This window comes from Novosphingobium sp. BL-A-41-Hi4A-0G (assembly GCF_055521735.1).
Genome location: NZ_CM145501.1, coordinates 3,037,564 through 3,054,171 on the forward strand (window position 1 = coordinate 3,037,564; position 16,608 = coordinate 3,054,171).

The 16,608-nt window shown below is 64.4% G+C and carries 10 protein-coding genes; 8 read left to right on the plus strand and 2 right to left on the minus strand.

Going from position 1 to position 16,608, the window contains the following annotated elements; genetic code table 11:
- Positions 1–11: 11 nt before the first annotated feature.
- Positions 12–2,531 (minus strand): TonB-dependent receptor, encoded by a 2,520-nt coding sequence (locus ACZ1JX_RS14705; protein WP_465124265.1) that lies wholly within the window; start codon positions 2,529–2,531, stop codon positions 12–14.
- 308 nt (positions 2,532–2,839) lie between these two features.
- On the opposite strand from ACZ1JX_RS14705, the gene ACZ1JX_RS14710 reads away from it, so the two are divergent.
- From ACZ1JX_RS14710 to ACZ1JX_RS14725, 4 genes are read left to right on the plus strand one after another with little or no spacing between them, the layout of a single operon-like run.
- Positions 2,840–3,757 carry a hydroxymethylglutaryl-CoA lyase gene (locus ACZ1JX_RS14710; RefSeq protein WP_465124266.1) on the plus strand — a complete coding sequence of 306 codons (918 nt, stop codon included), beginning with the start codon at positions 2,840–2,842 and terminating at the stop codon, positions 3,755–3,757.
- A gap of 4 nt (positions 3,758–3,761) precedes the next feature.
- Entirely contained in the window at positions 3,762–5,810 is a 2,049-nt protein-coding gene (locus ACZ1JX_RS14715) for a hydantoinase/oxoprolinase family protein (protein ID WP_465124267.1), read from the plus strand.
- A 14-nt stretch (positions 5,811–5,824) separates the two neighbouring features.
- The gene (locus ACZ1JX_RS14720) at positions 5,825–7,711 is read left to right on the plus strand and encodes a hydantoinase B/oxoprolinase family protein (protein WP_465124268.1); all 1,887 of its coding nucleotides are present in this window, start codon (positions 5,825–5,827) and stop codon (positions 7,709–7,711) included.
- A 2-nt stretch (positions 7,712–7,713) separates the two neighbouring features.
- Positions 7,714–8,910, plus strand: a complete 1,197-nt coding sequence (locus ACZ1JX_RS14725; RefSeq protein ID WP_465124269.1) for a CaiB/BaiF CoA transferase family protein — start codon at positions 7,714–7,716, stop codon at positions 8,908–8,910.
- Between the two features lie 145 nt (positions 8,911–9,055).
- Here ACZ1JX_RS14725 and purD read toward each other — a convergent pair whose 3' ends face one another.
- Positions 9,056–10,342, minus strand: a complete 1,287-nt coding sequence (gene purD / locus ACZ1JX_RS14730; RefSeq protein ID WP_465124270.1) for a phosphoribosylamine--glycine ligase — start codon at positions 10,340–10,342, stop codon at positions 9,056–9,058.
- On the opposite strand from purD, the gene xseA reads away from it, so the two are divergent.
- From xseA to ACZ1JX_RS14750, 4 genes are all read left to right on the plus strand, one after another.
- Positions 10,341–11,816, plus strand: a complete 1,476-nt coding sequence (gene xseA, locus ACZ1JX_RS14735; RefSeq protein ID WP_465124271.1) for an exodeoxyribonuclease VII large subunit — start codon at positions 10,341–10,343, stop codon at positions 11,814–11,816. The genes purD and xseA overlap by 2 nt on opposite strands.
- A gap of 26 nt (positions 11,817–11,842) precedes the next feature.
- Positions 11,843–12,043 carry a DUF2093 domain-containing protein gene (locus ACZ1JX_RS14740; RefSeq protein ID WP_465124272.1) on the plus strand — a complete coding sequence of 67 codons (201 nt, stop codon included), beginning with the start codon at positions 11,843–11,845 and terminating at the stop codon, positions 12,041–12,043.
- A gap of 10 nt (positions 12,044–12,053) precedes the next feature.
- Positions 12,054–12,899: a peptidoglycan DD-metalloendopeptidase family protein gene (locus ACZ1JX_RS14745; RefSeq protein WP_465124273.1), complete on the plus strand. Its 846-nt coding sequence runs from the start codon at positions 12,054–12,056 to the stop codon at positions 12,897–12,899.
- Between the two features lie 462 nt (positions 12,900–13,361).
- Complete coding sequence (locus ACZ1JX_RS14750; protein ID WP_465124274.1) at positions 13,362–16,556, plus strand: TonB-dependent receptor; 3,195 nt, start codon at positions 13,362–13,364, stop codon at positions 16,554–16,556.
- Positions 16,557–16,608 lie beyond the last annotated feature (52 nt).

A 16,608-nucleotide genomic window follows, 5' to 3' on the forward strand; every position in this document is an offset into this window, starting at 1 on the left:
CGCTGCCCTCATCAGAACGAGGCGCCCACTTCAACCCCGATCAGGCGACGCGCGCCCGGCGAGATGAAGGAGCCGCCGAACTCGATCGCCGGGATCGCTTCGGCGATGTACTTGCGGTCGAGCAGGTTGTCGGCAAACACCGCGATCCGATAACGCGGCGTGGTGATGCCCGCACGCAGGTTCAGGACACCGAAGGCATCGCGCTTGGCCACGTCATAACGCGCGTTGCCGAAGGCCGGCGGCAGGAACGGCAGCTGCGAGATCGGCAGGAGCCCCGAGAAGATCGTCGGGCGCTCCTGATCCTGCACCGAGTGGAACCACGTCGGACCGGTCACGCGGTAATCGGCACGGAACAGCAGCTTGGCGCTGTCGGACAGCGGTGCGGTGATTTCAGTGCCAAGGTTCAGCGTCCAGTCGGCCGTGTAGGGCGACTTGTTGCCGACGGTGTAGGGGCGCGAGGCGTTCTTCTTGATCTCGCTGTCGGTCACGTTGAACGAGCCGAACACCTTCCAGCCGTCCACGACCTTGCCGGTCAGATTGATTTCGGCACCCTTGATGTCGACGCGGTCGATGTTCGAAACCACGCGCAGCAAGCCGAAATCGCCGACGAAGAATTCGAAGAACTGCATGTCGGTGACGCGGGTGTAGTAGCCCGCGAGATCGTAGGTGATGCGACCGTCGAACAGCTCGCCCTTGATGCCGGCCTCGAACGCGCTCGACTTTTCCTTGCGGTACTGGTCGTTGATCGTCACGTCGGCATCGATCGTGCCCGGGGTCACGCCGTTGTTGAAGCGGGTGTTGACCACCGCGGACGAGCCCTGGTTGTTGAAGCCACCCGACTTGAAGCCGATGCCCCAGTTTGCATAGATGTTGAGGGCGTTCGTCGGGTGATAGCTCAGCGTCACCTTGGGCTGGAGCTGCTTGAACGTCGCGTTCTGCGGGGTGAAGGCCCCGAACGCGAGGCCCGGATTGATCGGCCCGCCGGTGAACGGATCGACTGCATTGGGGACCAGCGAATTGGCCGCGCGGTCTTCGATGTCATAACGCAGCGCGATGCCACCGGTGAAGACTTCGGAAGGCTTCCACTCAGCCGAACCGAATGCCGCATAGACGTTGGTGCGGAACTTGTCGGCGAGCAGCAGCGAGGTCGGGTTCGCGGTATTGGGCGCGTTGTAGAGCTGCTTGATCACGCCCTGCCCAGTATCGGCACCGAGGCTGACGCCGGTCTTGCGGTCGATGTGCAGGTAGTATGCCCCAAGCTGCCAGGTGAGCGGGCCGTCGGTGTTCGACAGCAGGCGGACTTCGGTGCTGAAGTCCTTCTGGTTGCGCAGCTGGTACTGGATGCCGTCGCAGGTCGTCGGGCTGTAGGGGCCGAAGGTCGATCCGTTCGCCGGTGCGAACAGGAACGGTACCGGGATCTGCCCGATGTTGCCGGGCTGGTTGACCGGGAAGCCGGTAAGCGCAGCCGTGCTCGAGAAGCAGCTGGCAACCGACGAGTTCACCGCTGGATTGGCGTTCGAGATATAGCGTGCGAAGTCGGCAGAAGTGCCGTCAGCTACGAGGTCCTGCTTGACGTCGGAGTAGAGCGCCCAAGCCACCAGCTTCATGCCATTGCCGAATTCCTGATCGAGCTTGGCCGAGAAGTCGACGCTCTTCTGATCGTTGCTGGCGCGGATGTTGTTGTAGAAATTGAACTGGTGCTTGTTCACGTCCTCGTAGAACGCAGGGTTGACCGTGCCGAACAGCGGCAGGTGGAACGAGGCGTTGAACGGCAGCGAAGCGCCATGGAATTCGGCGTATCGGGCCTTGAGGTCGATCTGGGTGGCAGTGCCGCGACCAATCATGACGCGACCGTCGATTGCCCAGTTCTCCTTGTCGTCCACGGTCTTGGAGTTGTTGAGGAACTTGTTCCGCCACCAGCCATCGGTGCTGAAGTAATAGCCCGATGCGACGAAGCCGACGTTGTCGCCCAAGGGGCCTGCAATGTGCGCGGTCGCCTCGTAGGTGGCTTCATTGGCATAGGAGGCCCGCATGCCCCCAGTCAGCGTATCGGTGGGCTTGAGCGTCTGCAGCACGATCGCACCAGCGGCAGCGTTGCGGCCATAGAGTGCGCCCTGTGGACCCTTCAGCACTTCGACCTGCGACAGAGTGCCTTGCGGTTGGTTGAGCTGCGCCGTGTTGGTCTTGAGAATACCATCGACAACGAGGGCGACTGAGCTTTCGGCGTCACGCGCGCCGTTGATGCCGCGAATGTTGATCTGGGTGTCGCCCGCTTCTGCAGTGCCGGTCACGATGGTGACGCCCGGCGTGAGCTGGGTAAAGTCCTCGGCCTTGACCGCGCCGGTGTTCTGCAGAGCCGATGCTGTGAGCACCGAGACCGAAGCCGGCACGTCCTGCAGACGCTCGTTCTGGCGGCGCGCGGTGACGATGATCGTTTCGCCGGTCTCGTCCGCCATGGCCGAATCCTGCGGGGCTTCCTGCGCAAGCGCAGGCATGGCGGCGAGCACCAGGCCCAGGGCCGATGCATTCATTAGAAGACGGCTGGCACGCATTCTCAAACCTCCCTGTTCGGTTCGATGTCGTCTTGGCCCGAAGGCCATGGTGCGTTCGAAATCCGATCTGTGCAGCGAGCGCTGGGCCTTGAGCCCACCCTCTTGACGCTCGCTTGCGGCAAGTGCAGCTTATTGTATACAAACCGTCATGGTCAAGGCGCTTGAATACCTGCACCTACGGGCAGGTTTCGGCGCTGCCAGAGATAGCCCCACAGTTATATTGAATACGAAGTGAGACCTATTTTGATGATTCCCGGCCACCTTCCCTGTCATTGCGGTTTCCCGGCGTGAGCGCGCGGGCAATCTCTTTTGTCGAGGTCGGCCCGCGTGACGGGCTGCAGAACGAGAAGACGATCGTCTCCACGGCGGACAAGCTTGAACTGATTCGCCGCAGCATCGCGGCCGGTGCCCGCCGCATCGAAGTCACCAGTTTCGTCAATCCCAAGCGGGTGCCGCAGATGGCTGACGCCGAGGACGTCTGCGCCCGGCTGCCATCGGCCGACGGCGTCAGCTTCATTGGCCTCGTCCTGAACGGCAAGGGTGCGGAGCGGGCAATTGCCACCGGAACCTTGCACGAACTCGGCGCGGTCTGCGTGGCAACCGATGGCTTCGCGATTGCCAACCAGGGCCAGACCAGCGACGAATCGGTCGCCTCGGCCAAAGCAATCGTTGCCATGGCGCAGGACGCAGGTCTCAAGGGTCAGGCCACCATCGGCGCATCATTCGGCTGCCCGTTCGAGGGCGAGGTCAGCGAGGACCGCGTTGTCGCGATGGCATCCTCGCTGGCAGAGGCGAACCCGATCGAGGTTGCCCTTGCCGACACCATTGGCGTGGCGGACCCCGCGCATGTCTCGCGCCTCGTGCGCCGCGTGGTCGAAGCCGTGGCACCGCTGCCGGTACGGGTTCATTTCCACAACACCCGCGGCACCGGAATCGCCAATGTCTGGGCTGCGGTCGAGGCTGGAGCGACTGTTGTCGACGCAGCGCTCGGTGGCCTCGGCGGCTGCCCCTTCGCACCAGGCGCCGCGGGCAACGTGTCGAGCGAGGACGTCGTCTACATGCTCCACCGCGCAGGCGTGGATACCGGCATGGACCTCTCGCAGCTGATCGAGGCCAACCACTGGCTGGCCGCTGTCATGGATCGCAAACTTCCCGGAATGGTGGCGCAAGCGCCCGCCTTCCCCAAGATACCGCAGGAGCAATAACGAGATGGGCTATCGCCTTGGCGTGGACGTCGGTGGCACGTTTACCGACCTCCTGCTTTTCGACACCAGCAGCAGCGCGTTCTGGCGGCACAAGACGCCATCGACCCCGCATGACAGCTCGGAAGGCATCCTCAACGGCGTGACCGCGATCTGCGAGAAGGCCGGGATCACGCCCGGTGACGTGGATTACTTCCTCCATGGCACCACGGTCGCCACCAATGCCGTGCTTGAAGGCAAGGGTTCGCGCGTCGGCCTCGTCACGACCGAAGGCTATCGCCATGTCATGCAGATCGCGCGCTCGTTCGTGCCCGGCGGCCTTGCCGGATGGATCGTCTGGCCCAAGCCCCAGCCACTCGCCGCGCTTGAAGATACCGTGACGATCAAGGGCCGGATGAGCGCCGAGGGCACCGAAATCCGCCCCATAGACGATGCCGACATCCGCTCCCAACTCTCGGTGCTCAAGGCAAATGGCGTAGAAGCCATCACCGTCAGCCTGATCAACGCCTATACCAATGGCGCCCACGAAGCGCGCGTCGGCCAGCTTGCCGCCGAAATCCTGCCCGGCGTGCCGGTCTCGCTCTCCCACGAAGTCCTGCCCGAAATGCAGGAGTACGAGCGCACCCTGACCACCGTTGCCAACGCCGCCGTGCGTCCGGTCGTCGGCAAGTACGTCTCCAACCTGCGCTCGCGCCTTGCCGAAGCCGGCATGAACGGCAAGCTCTCGCTGCTGCGCTCCGACGGCGGTCTGATGAGCGCGCAGAAGGCCGAGGAGCACCCCGTAAACATCCTGATGTCCGGACCTGCCGGTGGCGTCACCGGCGCGATCTGGGTGGGCCGCAATGCCGGGATCAGGAACATCCTCACTTTGGACGTCGGCGGCACCAGCACCGACGTTGCCCTGATCGAGAACCTCGAAGCCCGCCGCCAGCGCACTACGGAAGTGGGCCATCTCTCGGTCCGCGCCTCCGCGCTCGATGTGAAGACGGTTGGCGCGGGCGGCGGTTCGATCGCTTATGTTCCTGAGCTGACAAGAGCCCTTCGGGTCGGGCCGCAAAGCGCAGGAGCAGTGCCGGGGCCGGTCGCCTATGGAAAAGGCGGCACCCTGCCCACGGTAACCGACGCGAACGTCGTGCTCGGTTACCTTCCCGAGAACCTCTTGGGCGGCACATTCAATCTCGACCGCGAAGGCGCGAAGAAGGCGGTGCAGACCATCGCCGATGCGCTCGGCATCGACCTGATGGCCGCTGCCCGCGGGATCATCGACATCGTCAACGAGAACATGTTCGGCGCGCTGCGCATGATATCGGTGCAGCAGGGCTACGATCCGCGCGACTTCGCGCTGATGGGCTTTGGTGGGGCGGGTCCGCTCCACGTCAACGCCGTCGCCCGCCTCATGGGCAGCTGGCCCGCGATCTCGCCGGTCAGCCCCGGCGTGCTCTGTGCGCTCGGCGATGCCACCACGCGGATGCGCACCGAAACCGCACGCTCGTTCAGCCGTCTCGCCAGCCAGACCGAAGCGGCGGACCTCATCGCCATCCTCGACGAAATGGCCGCGCAGACCCGCGCTGAACTGCTCGCCGATGGCGTGCCGGAAGACGAGATCAGCACCGCCTTTGAAGTCGACGTGCGCTATGCCGGGCAAGCCTTCGAAGTGCCGCTGACGATCACTGCCGACGTGCTGACCACCGATGGCATCGCCGGAATCCTCGCCCGCTTCGATGCCGAGCACAAACGCCTGTTCACCTTCAACATGGACACCCCACACGAGATCGTGAACCTGCGCGCGGTCGCCATGGGCCGCGCGCTCGACCTGCCCGCTGCCGAGTTGGAAAAGGGCGACGGCAACCCCATCGCCGCCAAGATGCGCGACCACACCCTGTGGATGGACGGCCGCGAACAGCCCGCCGTGATCTACGACCGCAGCAAGCTGCGCGCCGGAGACGTGATACCCGGCCCCGCCATTGTCTGCGAGATGGACTCGACGACGCTGATCGAGAGCGGCTGCACCGGCACCGTCGACCATGTCGGCAACATCCTGATCAATCTGGCCTGACGGAGCGCGAACCCATGCCTGCAACCATCGTCCAGACCAACGCCACGCCCTTCAACCGCGTGCCGATCGATCCCGTCACGCTCGACATCATCGAGAACGCCCTGCGCAACGCGCGCATCGAGATGGACGCGACGCTTGTGCGCACCGCGATGTCGCCCGGCATCCGCGAACAGGGTGACGCCTTCCCGCTGATCGCCGATCACACCGGCAAGATGATCGTCGGCCAGTTCGGCTCGTTTATCGGCGGCTTCCTCGACAACTACGAGGGCACGCTCGAGGACGGCGACATGATCTTCCTGTCCGACCCCTATTCGGTCGGCGGAGCGGTCAGCCACTCGAACGACTGGCTCGTGCTGCTGCCCGTGTTCAAGGATGGCCGCCTGATCGCCTATACCTCGATGTTCGGCCACCAGTCCGACATCGGCGGCAAGGTCGTCGGTTCGATGCCGATCAACGCCCGCTCGATCTTCGAGGAAGGCGTGCGCATTCCGCCGGTGAAAATCTGGAAGAAGGGCGAATACAACGAGGACCTCATCCGCCTCGTCATGCACCAGACGCGCAAGCCCGACTGGTGCGCGGCAGACCTCAATGCCCTGATCGCCGCCTGCCGCGTGGCCGCCCGCCGCGTGATCGAAATGGCCGCCCGTTTCGGCGACGACGTCTATGTGTCGGCCACGCAGGAACTCCTCGCCCGCAATCACCGTGCGATGAAAGCGCTGGTCGGCATGGCCATTGCCGAGGAGCCGGTGAGTTTCGAGGACTACATCTGCGACGATGGCATGGGCTTTGGCCCGTACAAGATCAAGTGCACGATGTGGCGCGAGGGGGAGAAGGTCATCCTCGATTTCGCAGGGACCGATCCGCAGTCGGTTGCCTCGATCAACTTCTTCCTCAACGAGAACATGTTCAAGATGTTCTTCGGCATCTACATGATCATGGTCTTCGACCCGCAGATCCTGTTCAACGACGGTTTCTACGACCTGATCGACGTGCGCATTCCCGAAGGCTCGCTGCTCAAGCCGAAGTTCCCCGCCGCGCTCTCGGGACGCACCCACGCGCTGGGCCGGATCTTCGACATCCTCGGCGGACTGCTCGGCCAGAAGACCCCGGAATTCCTCAACGCTGCCGGGTTCTCCTCTTCACCGCACCTGTTCTACGCGGGCAACGACGAGCGTGCGGGCAAGAACGGCGAGTGGTTCCAGCTCTTCCAGATCGGCTTCGGCGGCATTCCGGGACGTCCGATGGGCGATGGGCCCGATGGCCACTCGCTCTGGCCGGGCTTCACCAACGTGCCCAACGAGTTCCTCGAACGCTACTTCCCGATGGTGATCGAGCGCTACGAGTGCGAGCCGGATTCGGGTGGCGCAGGCCTCCATCGCGGTGGCAACGGCATCCGCATGACCTACCGCTTCCTCTCCAAGGGCACGATCGCGATCCATGACGACCGCTGGTTCGTACCGCCCTGGGGCGTCAACGGCGGCGAGCCCGGCGCGCGCGCCCGCAAGATCCTCGAAAAGCCCGATGGCGCGCAGACCATCGTCGGCAACAAGGTCGAAGACCTTGAAGTCGAAGCCGGTGACATGCTCCACTTCATCACCTGGGGCGGCGGCGGCTGGGGCGATCCGCTTGAGCGCGATCCGGCGCTGGTCGGCAAGGAGATCGTGCAGGGCCTCGTCACCGCGCAGGGCGCGCTCGCTTACGGTGTGGTCGCCGATGACCGTGGAGCGGTCAATCTCGCCGAGACCGAAGCCTTGCGCGCGCGCCTGCGCGATGAGCGGGGCGAGCTTCCGCTGTTCAACTACGGACCAGGCATCGAGACGCTTCGCGCAAACTGCGAAGCGGAAACCGGCTTGCCTGCCCCCGTTCAACCCGAATGGCCGCTACTGGAGGCGGCGGAATGACCATGGCTACCAATAACCCCGGCGCTCTCAGGGACATCCGTGTCGTCGAACTCGGCCAGCTCCTTGCAGGTCCGTTCTGCGGCCAGTTGCTGGGCGACATGGGCGCAGACGTGATCAAGGTCGAACCGCCCGTGACCGGCGATCCCATGCGCGACTGGGGCCAAGGCTCGGAAAAGGTCCAGTGGGAAGTTATCGCGCGCAACAAGCGCTCGGTCAGCGCCAACTTGCGCGTTCCAGAAGGTCAGGCGCTGGTGAAGAAGCTGATCGCCCACGCCGATGTGGTGATCGAGAATTTCAAGCCCGGCACGATGGAGAAGTGGGGCCTCGGCCCTGACGTGCTCCTCGCCGCAAAGCCCGATCTGATCATCGCGCGCATGTCCGGCTATGGCCAGACCGGCCCCTATTCCGACCGCGCGGGCTTTGGCGGCATTGGCGAGGCCATGGGCGGGTGGCGCTACATTGTGGGCGAACCCGACCGCGCGCCCAGCCGCATGGGCATCTCGATCGGCGATACGCTCACTGCCACATACGGCTGCATGGGCGTTCTGGCAGCTCTGCACGAACGCGCGCAGACCGGGCGCGGGCAGGTGATTGACGCCGCGCTCTACGAATCCGTGCTGCAGGTCATGGAAGGCCTCGTCCCCGAATACGACCGTACCGGCTACATCCGCGAACGCTCAGGCTCGGTGCTCAAGGGCATCGCTCCGTCCAACGTCTACAAGTGCAAGGACGGCGAGTTCATGATCGGGGCCAACAAGGACTCGCTGTGGAAGCGCCTCGCCACGGCGATGGGCCGCCCCGAACTCGGCGACGATCCGCGCTATGCCACGCACCTTGCCCGCGGCGAGAATCAGGACGAGCTGGACGAGCTGATCAACCAGTGGACCCGCACCCTGACAGTGGACGAGGTCGACGCGCTGATGATCGAATATTCGATCCCCGCAGGCCGCGTCTATCGCGCGCCCGACATGCTGGCCGACCCGCACTTCCAGGCGCGCGAGGCGATCATCGAGGTCGAAACCGAGCGCTTCGGCCCGCTCAAGATGCAGTCGAGCTTCCCCAAGTTCTCGGCAACACCGGGCACCGTAAGGCGCGCCGCGCCGTCAAAGGTCGGCCAGCACAACGCCGAGATCTACGGCGAACTGCTGGGGCTGGGCGAAGCGGAACTTGCTCAAATGGCCGCGAACGGGGTGATTTAAGGCAGCGCTGGAAGCCTACCCCCAGCCCCTCCCGCTTGCGGGAGGGGAGAACAAAGGTCCGCGCTATCATTCCCCCTCCCGCAAGCGGGAGGGCTCAGGGGTGGGCATTCGCCGACAGGTGAGCCTCTTGCCTCAAGCTGAGTGCTCAGCCCCCCGCCTGTTCCCGCTCGATCTCGCGCCAGCCGATGTCGCGACGGCAAAAGCCTTCCGGAAAACTGATCGCATCGACTGCCGCATAGGCCGCGTCGCGCGCCGCCTTTACGCTCGGGCCCTTGGCCGTCACGTTGAGAACGCGCCCGCCGCTGGCCGAAAGCACGCCGTCCGCCGAAAGCGAGGTCCCTGCGTGGAACACCTTCGCACCTGTCGCCTCGACCGCGGGAATGTGGTCGATCCGCCCGCCCCTCTTCGGCGTACCGGGATAGCCTTCCGCCGCCATGACCACAGTCATCGCCACGTCATTGGAAAAGCGCGGGGGCTGGATGCTCGAAAGCTTGTTGTCGGCACAGGCCAGCAGCAGTTCGACGAGGTCGCTCTCCAGCCGCATCATCAGCACCTGGCATTCGGGATCGCCGAAGCGCGCGTTGTATTCGATCAGCCTGGGGCCCTGTTCGGTCAGCATCAGCCCCGCATAGAGTACGCCCGAATAGGGCATGCCTTCGTCGGCCATGGCCTTCACCGTGGGCGCGATGATCTGCGAGAGCACTTGCGCTTCCAGTTCCGGCGTCAGCACCCGCGCCGGGCTGTAGGCGCCCATGCCTCCGGTGTTGGGGCCGGTATCGCCATCGCCGACGCGCTTGTGATCCTGCGCCGAACCGAACGGCACGATCGTCGCACCATCGGTCAACGCGAAGAAGCTCGCTTCCTCGCCAGTCATGAATTCTTCGATGACGACTTCGGCACCGGCAGCGCCGAACGCGCCATCGAACATGTCGTCGACCGCTGCTTCGGCTTCGGCCATGGTCATCGCCACCACGACGCCTTTGCCCGCGGCCAGACCATCGGCCTTGATGACCACCGGCGCGCCGAAATCCTTCAGCGCCGCACGCGCTTCTTCCAGCGATTTCGTGCGCACATAACCCGCCGTCGGAATGTCGGCCCGCGCGCAAAGATCCTTGGTGAAGCCCTTCGACCCTTCAAGCTGTGCCGCCGCCCGGCTGGGCCCGAACACCGAGAAGCCCGCAGCGCGGAGCGAATCCGTCAGGCCATCGACCAGCGGCGCTTCAGGGCCGACCACGACAAGACCAATGCGATTGCTCTCGCAGAACGTCACCACGGCGGCATGGTCGGTCAGGTCCAGCGCCACCAGCTCGGCATGTTGCGCGATGCCCGGGTTGCCGGGTGCCGCATAGAGCTTGCCCGTCAGCGGCGATTGGGCCAGTTTCCAGCTGAGGGCATGTTCGCGCCCACCCGATCCCAGCAGCAGGATATTCATGGCATTCCCTTCCGCGCCCTATGACGACGACGATACAAATGGCTCGGGCGGGCTCCTAGCGAGGGAATCGGCTGGCGACAACGCTCCGGCCCTGTCGATCTCCGAGATTTCGGCGCTGCTCAAGCGCACGGTCGAGGATCGCTTCGGCTTCGTGCGCGTGCGCGGGGAGCTTTCGGGCGTTAAGCGCGCCGCCTCCGGCCACCTTTACGTCAGCCTCAAGGACGAGAACGCGCGGCTTGATGGCGTGATGTGGCGCGGCAACGTGCAGCGCCTGAACTTCCGGCCCGAAGACGGCGTCGAAGTCATCGCCACCGGCAAGCTCACCACCTATCCCGGGCGCTCGAACTACCAGATCGTGATCGAACGAATGGAGATTGCGGGCGAAGGCGCGCTGCTGGCGCTGCTCGCCAAGCTCAAGGCCCGCCTCGAAGCCGAGGGCCTGTTCAATCCTGCCCGCAAGAAGCCGCTGCCCTTCCTGCCCCGCGTGATCGGCGTGGTCACCTCGCCCACCGGCGCTGTCATCCGCGACATCCTGCATCGTCTGTCCGACCGCTTCCCCACCCGCGTCGTCGTCTGGCCGGTGCTGGTGCAGGGTCAGGGCGCGGGCGCGCAAGTGGCGAACGCAGTGCGCGGCTTCTCCGCCCTGCCCGAAGGCGGTCCGATCCCCCGGCCCGACCTTGTCATTGTCGCGCGCGGTGGCGGCTCTATCGAAGACCTGTGGTGCTTCAACGAGGAAGAGGTCGTCCGCGCCGTGGCCGACTGCACCATCCCGATCATCAGCGCCGTCGGCCACGAGACCGACACCACACTGTGCGATTTCGCGGCAGACTTGCGCGCCCCTACTCCCACCGCTGCCGCCGAACTCGCGGTGCCGGTGCAGGCCGAACTTGCCGCCTTCGTCGCCGATCTCAACGCGCGCCAGCGCCGCGCGCTTGCCCGCCAGCTCGCACAGTCGAAAGAACGCCTCGAGGCGCGCAGCCAGCGCCTGCCCCAGCCGCAGACCCTGCTGCAGGGCCAGGCCCAGCGCGTCGACGATCTGGCCGAGCGCCTGCGCCGCGCCCTGCTCCACCGCACCGAAATCGCAGGGTCGCTCCTCGCCCGCCATGCCGGAGCCTTGCGCCCTGCGCTGCTCTCCGCCCGCGTCGAGCGCGAAGCTGAGCGCCTTGCTGCCCGCCGCCTGCGCCCTGAAGTGCTGCTCCAGCGCATCGAGCATGCGCGCAGCAAGGTCGACGCACTCGATCGTCTGCGCAAGTCGCTCGATCCCGAGGCCCCGCTTGCGCGCGGCTATGTGCTGGTGACCGACCGCGACGGCCACCTGATCAAGGACAAGGCCACCGCTACCCAGCGCGCCGCACTCACACTCAAGTTCGCCGATGGCACGCTCGACGTGAGCACAGGCTCCACGCCGCCGCCACGCCCCGCGCCCAAACCACGCTCCCCTGCGACGCCGGGCAATCAGCAGGAATTGTTCTGAGGCGCACAAGCGACTACATTGCCCCCATGCTGATGTCCCAATCCGGCCGCCTCGCGCGCCTGCACTATCTTTCCGGCTCCTTCCGCCAGCTTTCGGGCGGCGACCATGTCGTCTGCGCGGTGAGCGGCGAGCAGATCCCGCTCGATGCCCTGCGCTACTGGTGTGCAGAGCGGCAGGAAGCCTACGCCACTGCCGAAATCTCGACGCGCCGCCACCTCGAAGGCTGAGGGCCTGCCGATGATCCTCCAGCGGCGCGCGTTCCTCACCGGGTCCGCCGCCACGCTGGCGGGCATGGCCTTGGGCGGCAATGCACCTACGTCCGCGCTGACGATCGAACCCGGCGGCAGGGCGATGCAGGGCGGATGGCTGCGCGGCCGGGTCCAGCCCGGCTCGACGGCACTGATGCTGGACGGCAAGCCCTTAAGCTTTGCGCCTGACGGTGCCTTCCTGCTGGCATTCGACCGGGACGCCGGCGCGTTGGCGCGGATCACGGTCACGCCGCCTGGCGGAACCCAGTCCACCCGCGACATCGCCATCGCCCCCCGCGCCTGGCGGATCGAGCATATCAACGTCGCCCGCAAACCCGGCGGCGTGACCGACGAGGACTATCTGCGCCTGCGCCGCGCCGAACTTGCCCGCATCTCCGCCGCCCGCGCACTCGATACTGGCGCGCAAGGCTGGCGACAGGATTTCATCCGCCCTGCTCCGGGCCGCTTCTCGGGCTTCTTCGGCTCGCAGCGCATCTACAAGGGTGAACCTGCCGCCTATCACTCCGGCCTCGACATTGCCGGCGGCGCTGGCACGACTTACGTCGCTCCGGCCGACGGCGTGGTCCTCCTTGCAGCGCAGACGCCTTTCAGCCTTGAGGGTCGCCTGCTCATGCTCGACCACGGCATGGGCCTGAACAGCGCCTTCCTGCACGCCTCGGAATTGCTGGTGAGCGAAGGGCAGCACGTGCAGCGAGGCGAGCCGATTGGTCGAATCGGCAGCAGCGGCCGTGCCACGGGGCCGCACCTCCACTGGTCGGTCAAATGGCGCGAAAACCGCATCGACCCCTTGCTGCTGATCGACTCCGCTTCCTGACCGCTGGTCACCCTGCGGAACCAGGCGCTTTCTTGCACAGTTTGCAACATTGAGGTCGGCAAGCGTACGGGATCAACCCGATTCCGGTATCCTCTGCAACCCATTTAGCGTTCACAAGACACGGTTGTTTCAACCGAAACCGTCGCCGTTGAAATTAATGGCAAGTGAACCGAAGGTAACTGTAATTTCCGTGCATCACCTCTAAATGGCCGGAATCGCGGGGCAACATCCCTGCCCCAAAGGCGGTGTGGCACTTTCGCTACACATGCTTCGAATTCATTTCACAACTTACAATCGTGTTTTGATGGACCGACACATTTCAGCCACACAGGCTCATCTTGCCCGTCAACCAGGGGGCCAAACGCGATGTGCAACAGCACGTCGCCAAGGTTTGGTGAAACGGGAAAGTGCCTGCGACAGCCTCACCGGCGCGTGGGCTACAGGACAAAAGGGACTGGAAACGTGAACATCAAAACCTTCTCTGCGCTCCGTGCGAGCGCCGCGCCTCTTGCGCTGGTCGTCGCCGGTTTCGCCGGCTCGGCCGCCTTCGTCGCGCCTGCCATGGCGCAGGACTTCACCTACGCAACCGCAAGCGGCCAGATCGTCGGCGAGGACGATGCTCCGCTCGCAGGTGCAACGGTCGAGATCAAGTCGAACGATCAGGGCTTCACCCGTTCGGTGACCACCGATTCGGCTGGCGGATACCGTATCCCGACCCTGCCGCAGGGCACCTACACCTTCACGATCACGGCCGAGGGCTACCAGACCTTCAGCGACCCCGCCGTCCGCATCACCCAGTCCGAAGGCGGCAACTCGTTCCGCCTGGTTCGCACCGGTGCCGGCACCACTTCGGCTGACGGTTCGATCGTCGTTACCGGTCAGCGCATCCGCGTTTCGGACTTCGACCGCACCACCACCGGCCAGGTCATCTCGGTCGCCGACATTGCCGAGCGCGTTCCCGTCGCTCGCGACCTGACCTCGGTCATCCTGCTCGCTCCCGGCACAAGCCAGGGCGACAGCGCATTCGGCAACCTGCCCGCCATCTCGGGTTCGTCGGTTTCCGAAAACACTTTCTTCGTCAACGGCCTGAACATCACCGACTTCCGCGAAGGCCTCGGCTCGGTTGCGGTTCCGTTCGAGTTCTACCAGACCGTCGAAGTCAAGAACGGTGGCGTCCCGGCAGAATTCGGTCGCTTCACCGGCGGCTTCATCAATGCGATCACCAAGTCGGGTTCGAACCAGTTCCACGGCGGCGTGCTGTTCAACTGGCAGCCCGACAGCCTGACCGAAGACCGTCCGAACACCCTCATCGACCGTAACGATCAGGACACCCGCGAAACCCAGCAGGCGATCTTCAGCCTCTCGGGCCCGATCATCAAGGACCGCCTGTTCTTCTACGGTTTCTACCAGACGAACTACATCAAGTCGGGCGATACGCTGCTGACCGTCAACCCGAATACCACGATTGACGATCCCAACAGCGCCGATCCGGCCGACCGCCTTCAGGTCCAGCCCTACAGCACCGGCCTGCGTCGCCTTCAGGACACGACCAAGACCCCGTTCTACGGCGGCAAGATCGACTTCCTGCCGTTTGACGGTCACCGCATCGAGTTCACCTACTTCAACTCGACCACCAAGACCCTGCGCAACTCCTACGGGATCACCGACGAAAACGGCGGTGGTTACGACACGCGTGACGACCTCGGCGCTCCGGTTCGCGGCGCTTACCAGAGCACGGCGCAGCTTGAAGACGGCGGCGAGAACTACGTTGCCCGTTACACCGGCCAGCTGACCGACTTCCTCACGATCTCGGGCGCATACGGCAAGAACAAGAACCGCCAGATCACTGGTTCGACGCAGCCGAACTATCCCGGTATCTCGGATACTTCGGGTAACTTCAGCCCCGCGCTTTCCGGCAACCCGGTCAACGTGGTCGAAACCAACCTCGACACCCGCGAGTTCTACCGTGCGGACGCCGAACTGTTCGTCAACCTGATGGGCGAGCACCACTTCAAGGGTGGTTACGACCGCGAAAACCTGACCACGGATTCGACCAGCAGCTACACCGGCAACGTGTTCTACACGTACGTGAACTCGGGTCCGAGCGGCGACGTGTACGTTTCGACCCCGAACACGCTCTACGTGACGGGCCGTACGTTCATCAACGGTGGCGTGTTCAAGTCGAAGAACGAGGCATTCTACCTGCAGGACAGCTGGTCGCTGTTCGACAACCGTCTCCAGCTCAACCTGGGCGTTCGCAACGACCGCTTCTCGAACAACAACGTGAACGGCGTCACCTACTACAAGTCGGGCAACCAGTGGGCTCCGCGCCTGTCGTTCGCTCTCGACCCGTTCGGTGACAAGCGCACGAAGGTCTACGGTTCGTATGGCCGTTACTTCCTGCCGATCGTTGCCAACACCAACATCCGCCTTGCTGGCGCGGAACTCGACTACACCCGTTACAACTATGTCAACGGCGTGAACCCCGACGGCACGCCGATCCTCGGTGCTCCGGTGCTCGGCTTTGCCGATGCCACCACCTGCCCGGACAACAGCATCCGCAACTGCGACATCATCTCTGACGGCGTGGCCACTCCCACGGAAGCCACCGTCTCGAAGAGCCTGCGTCCGCAGTCGGTTGACGAGTTCGTGTTCGGCGTCGAACAGCAGATCGGCAGCCGTATCCGCCTCGGTCTGTTTGGCCAGTACCGCAAGCTGAACGACTCGCTCGAAGACATCGCAATCGACGCTGCCGTCAACAAGTACTGCGACGACAACAACATCGATTGCACCACCGCTTCGGGCAGCCCGATCTGGTCCGGTTTCCACCAGTACGTTCTGGCGAACCCGGGTCGCGATGCCACGATCACCCTGTCGAACCCGGTCAACGGTGAATCCACTCTCCGCACGATCAACTTCTCGGCGGCTGACCTGGGCTATCCGCGTGCAAAGCGCACCTACAAGGCGATCACCTTCACCTTCGACCGCGAATTCGACGGCGTGTGGAGCCTTTCGGGTTCGTACACCTGGTCGAAGTCGGAAGGTAACATCGAAGGCGGTATCCGTTCGGACAACGGCCAGACCGACTCCGGCCTGACCACCGCGTTCGACCAGCCGGGTCTCGTCAACGGCGCCTATGGCTACCTGCCGAACGATGCACGTCACAAGTTCAAGGTGTTCGGCTCGTACAAGATTGCCGACTGGCTGACGCTCGGTGCGCAGTTCCAGGCGATCGCACCGCGCAAGTTCGGCTGTATCGGTCGCGTGCCGCGCAGCATCGATCCTTATGCGGGTGCCTACGGCGCTGCAGGCTTCTACTGCAACCTCGACGCTGACGGCAACGTGATCACCAACCCGGCGTTCAAGGGCTTCTCGAACGGCGCAAGCAGCACGTCGCTGCAGTTGACCCCGCGTGGTTCGCAGCTGAAGTCGGACTGGAACATCTTCACCAACCTGTCGGCCGTGTTCACGCTGCCCACCGATGCGGTCGAAGCCACCTTCCGCGTGGACGTGTTCAACGTCTTCAACCAGAAGAACGTCCTCGACCTTCGCGAAGTCGGCACCCAGGGCAACGGTCGTCCGCGCGGCGACTACGGCACCCCGCTGTCGTACCAGCAGCCGCGCTACTTCCGCTTCCAGTTCGGCGTGAACTTCTGATCTGGAACGAAGTCTCGAGCAAAATGGGAAGGGGCGGCTTCGGTCGCCCCTT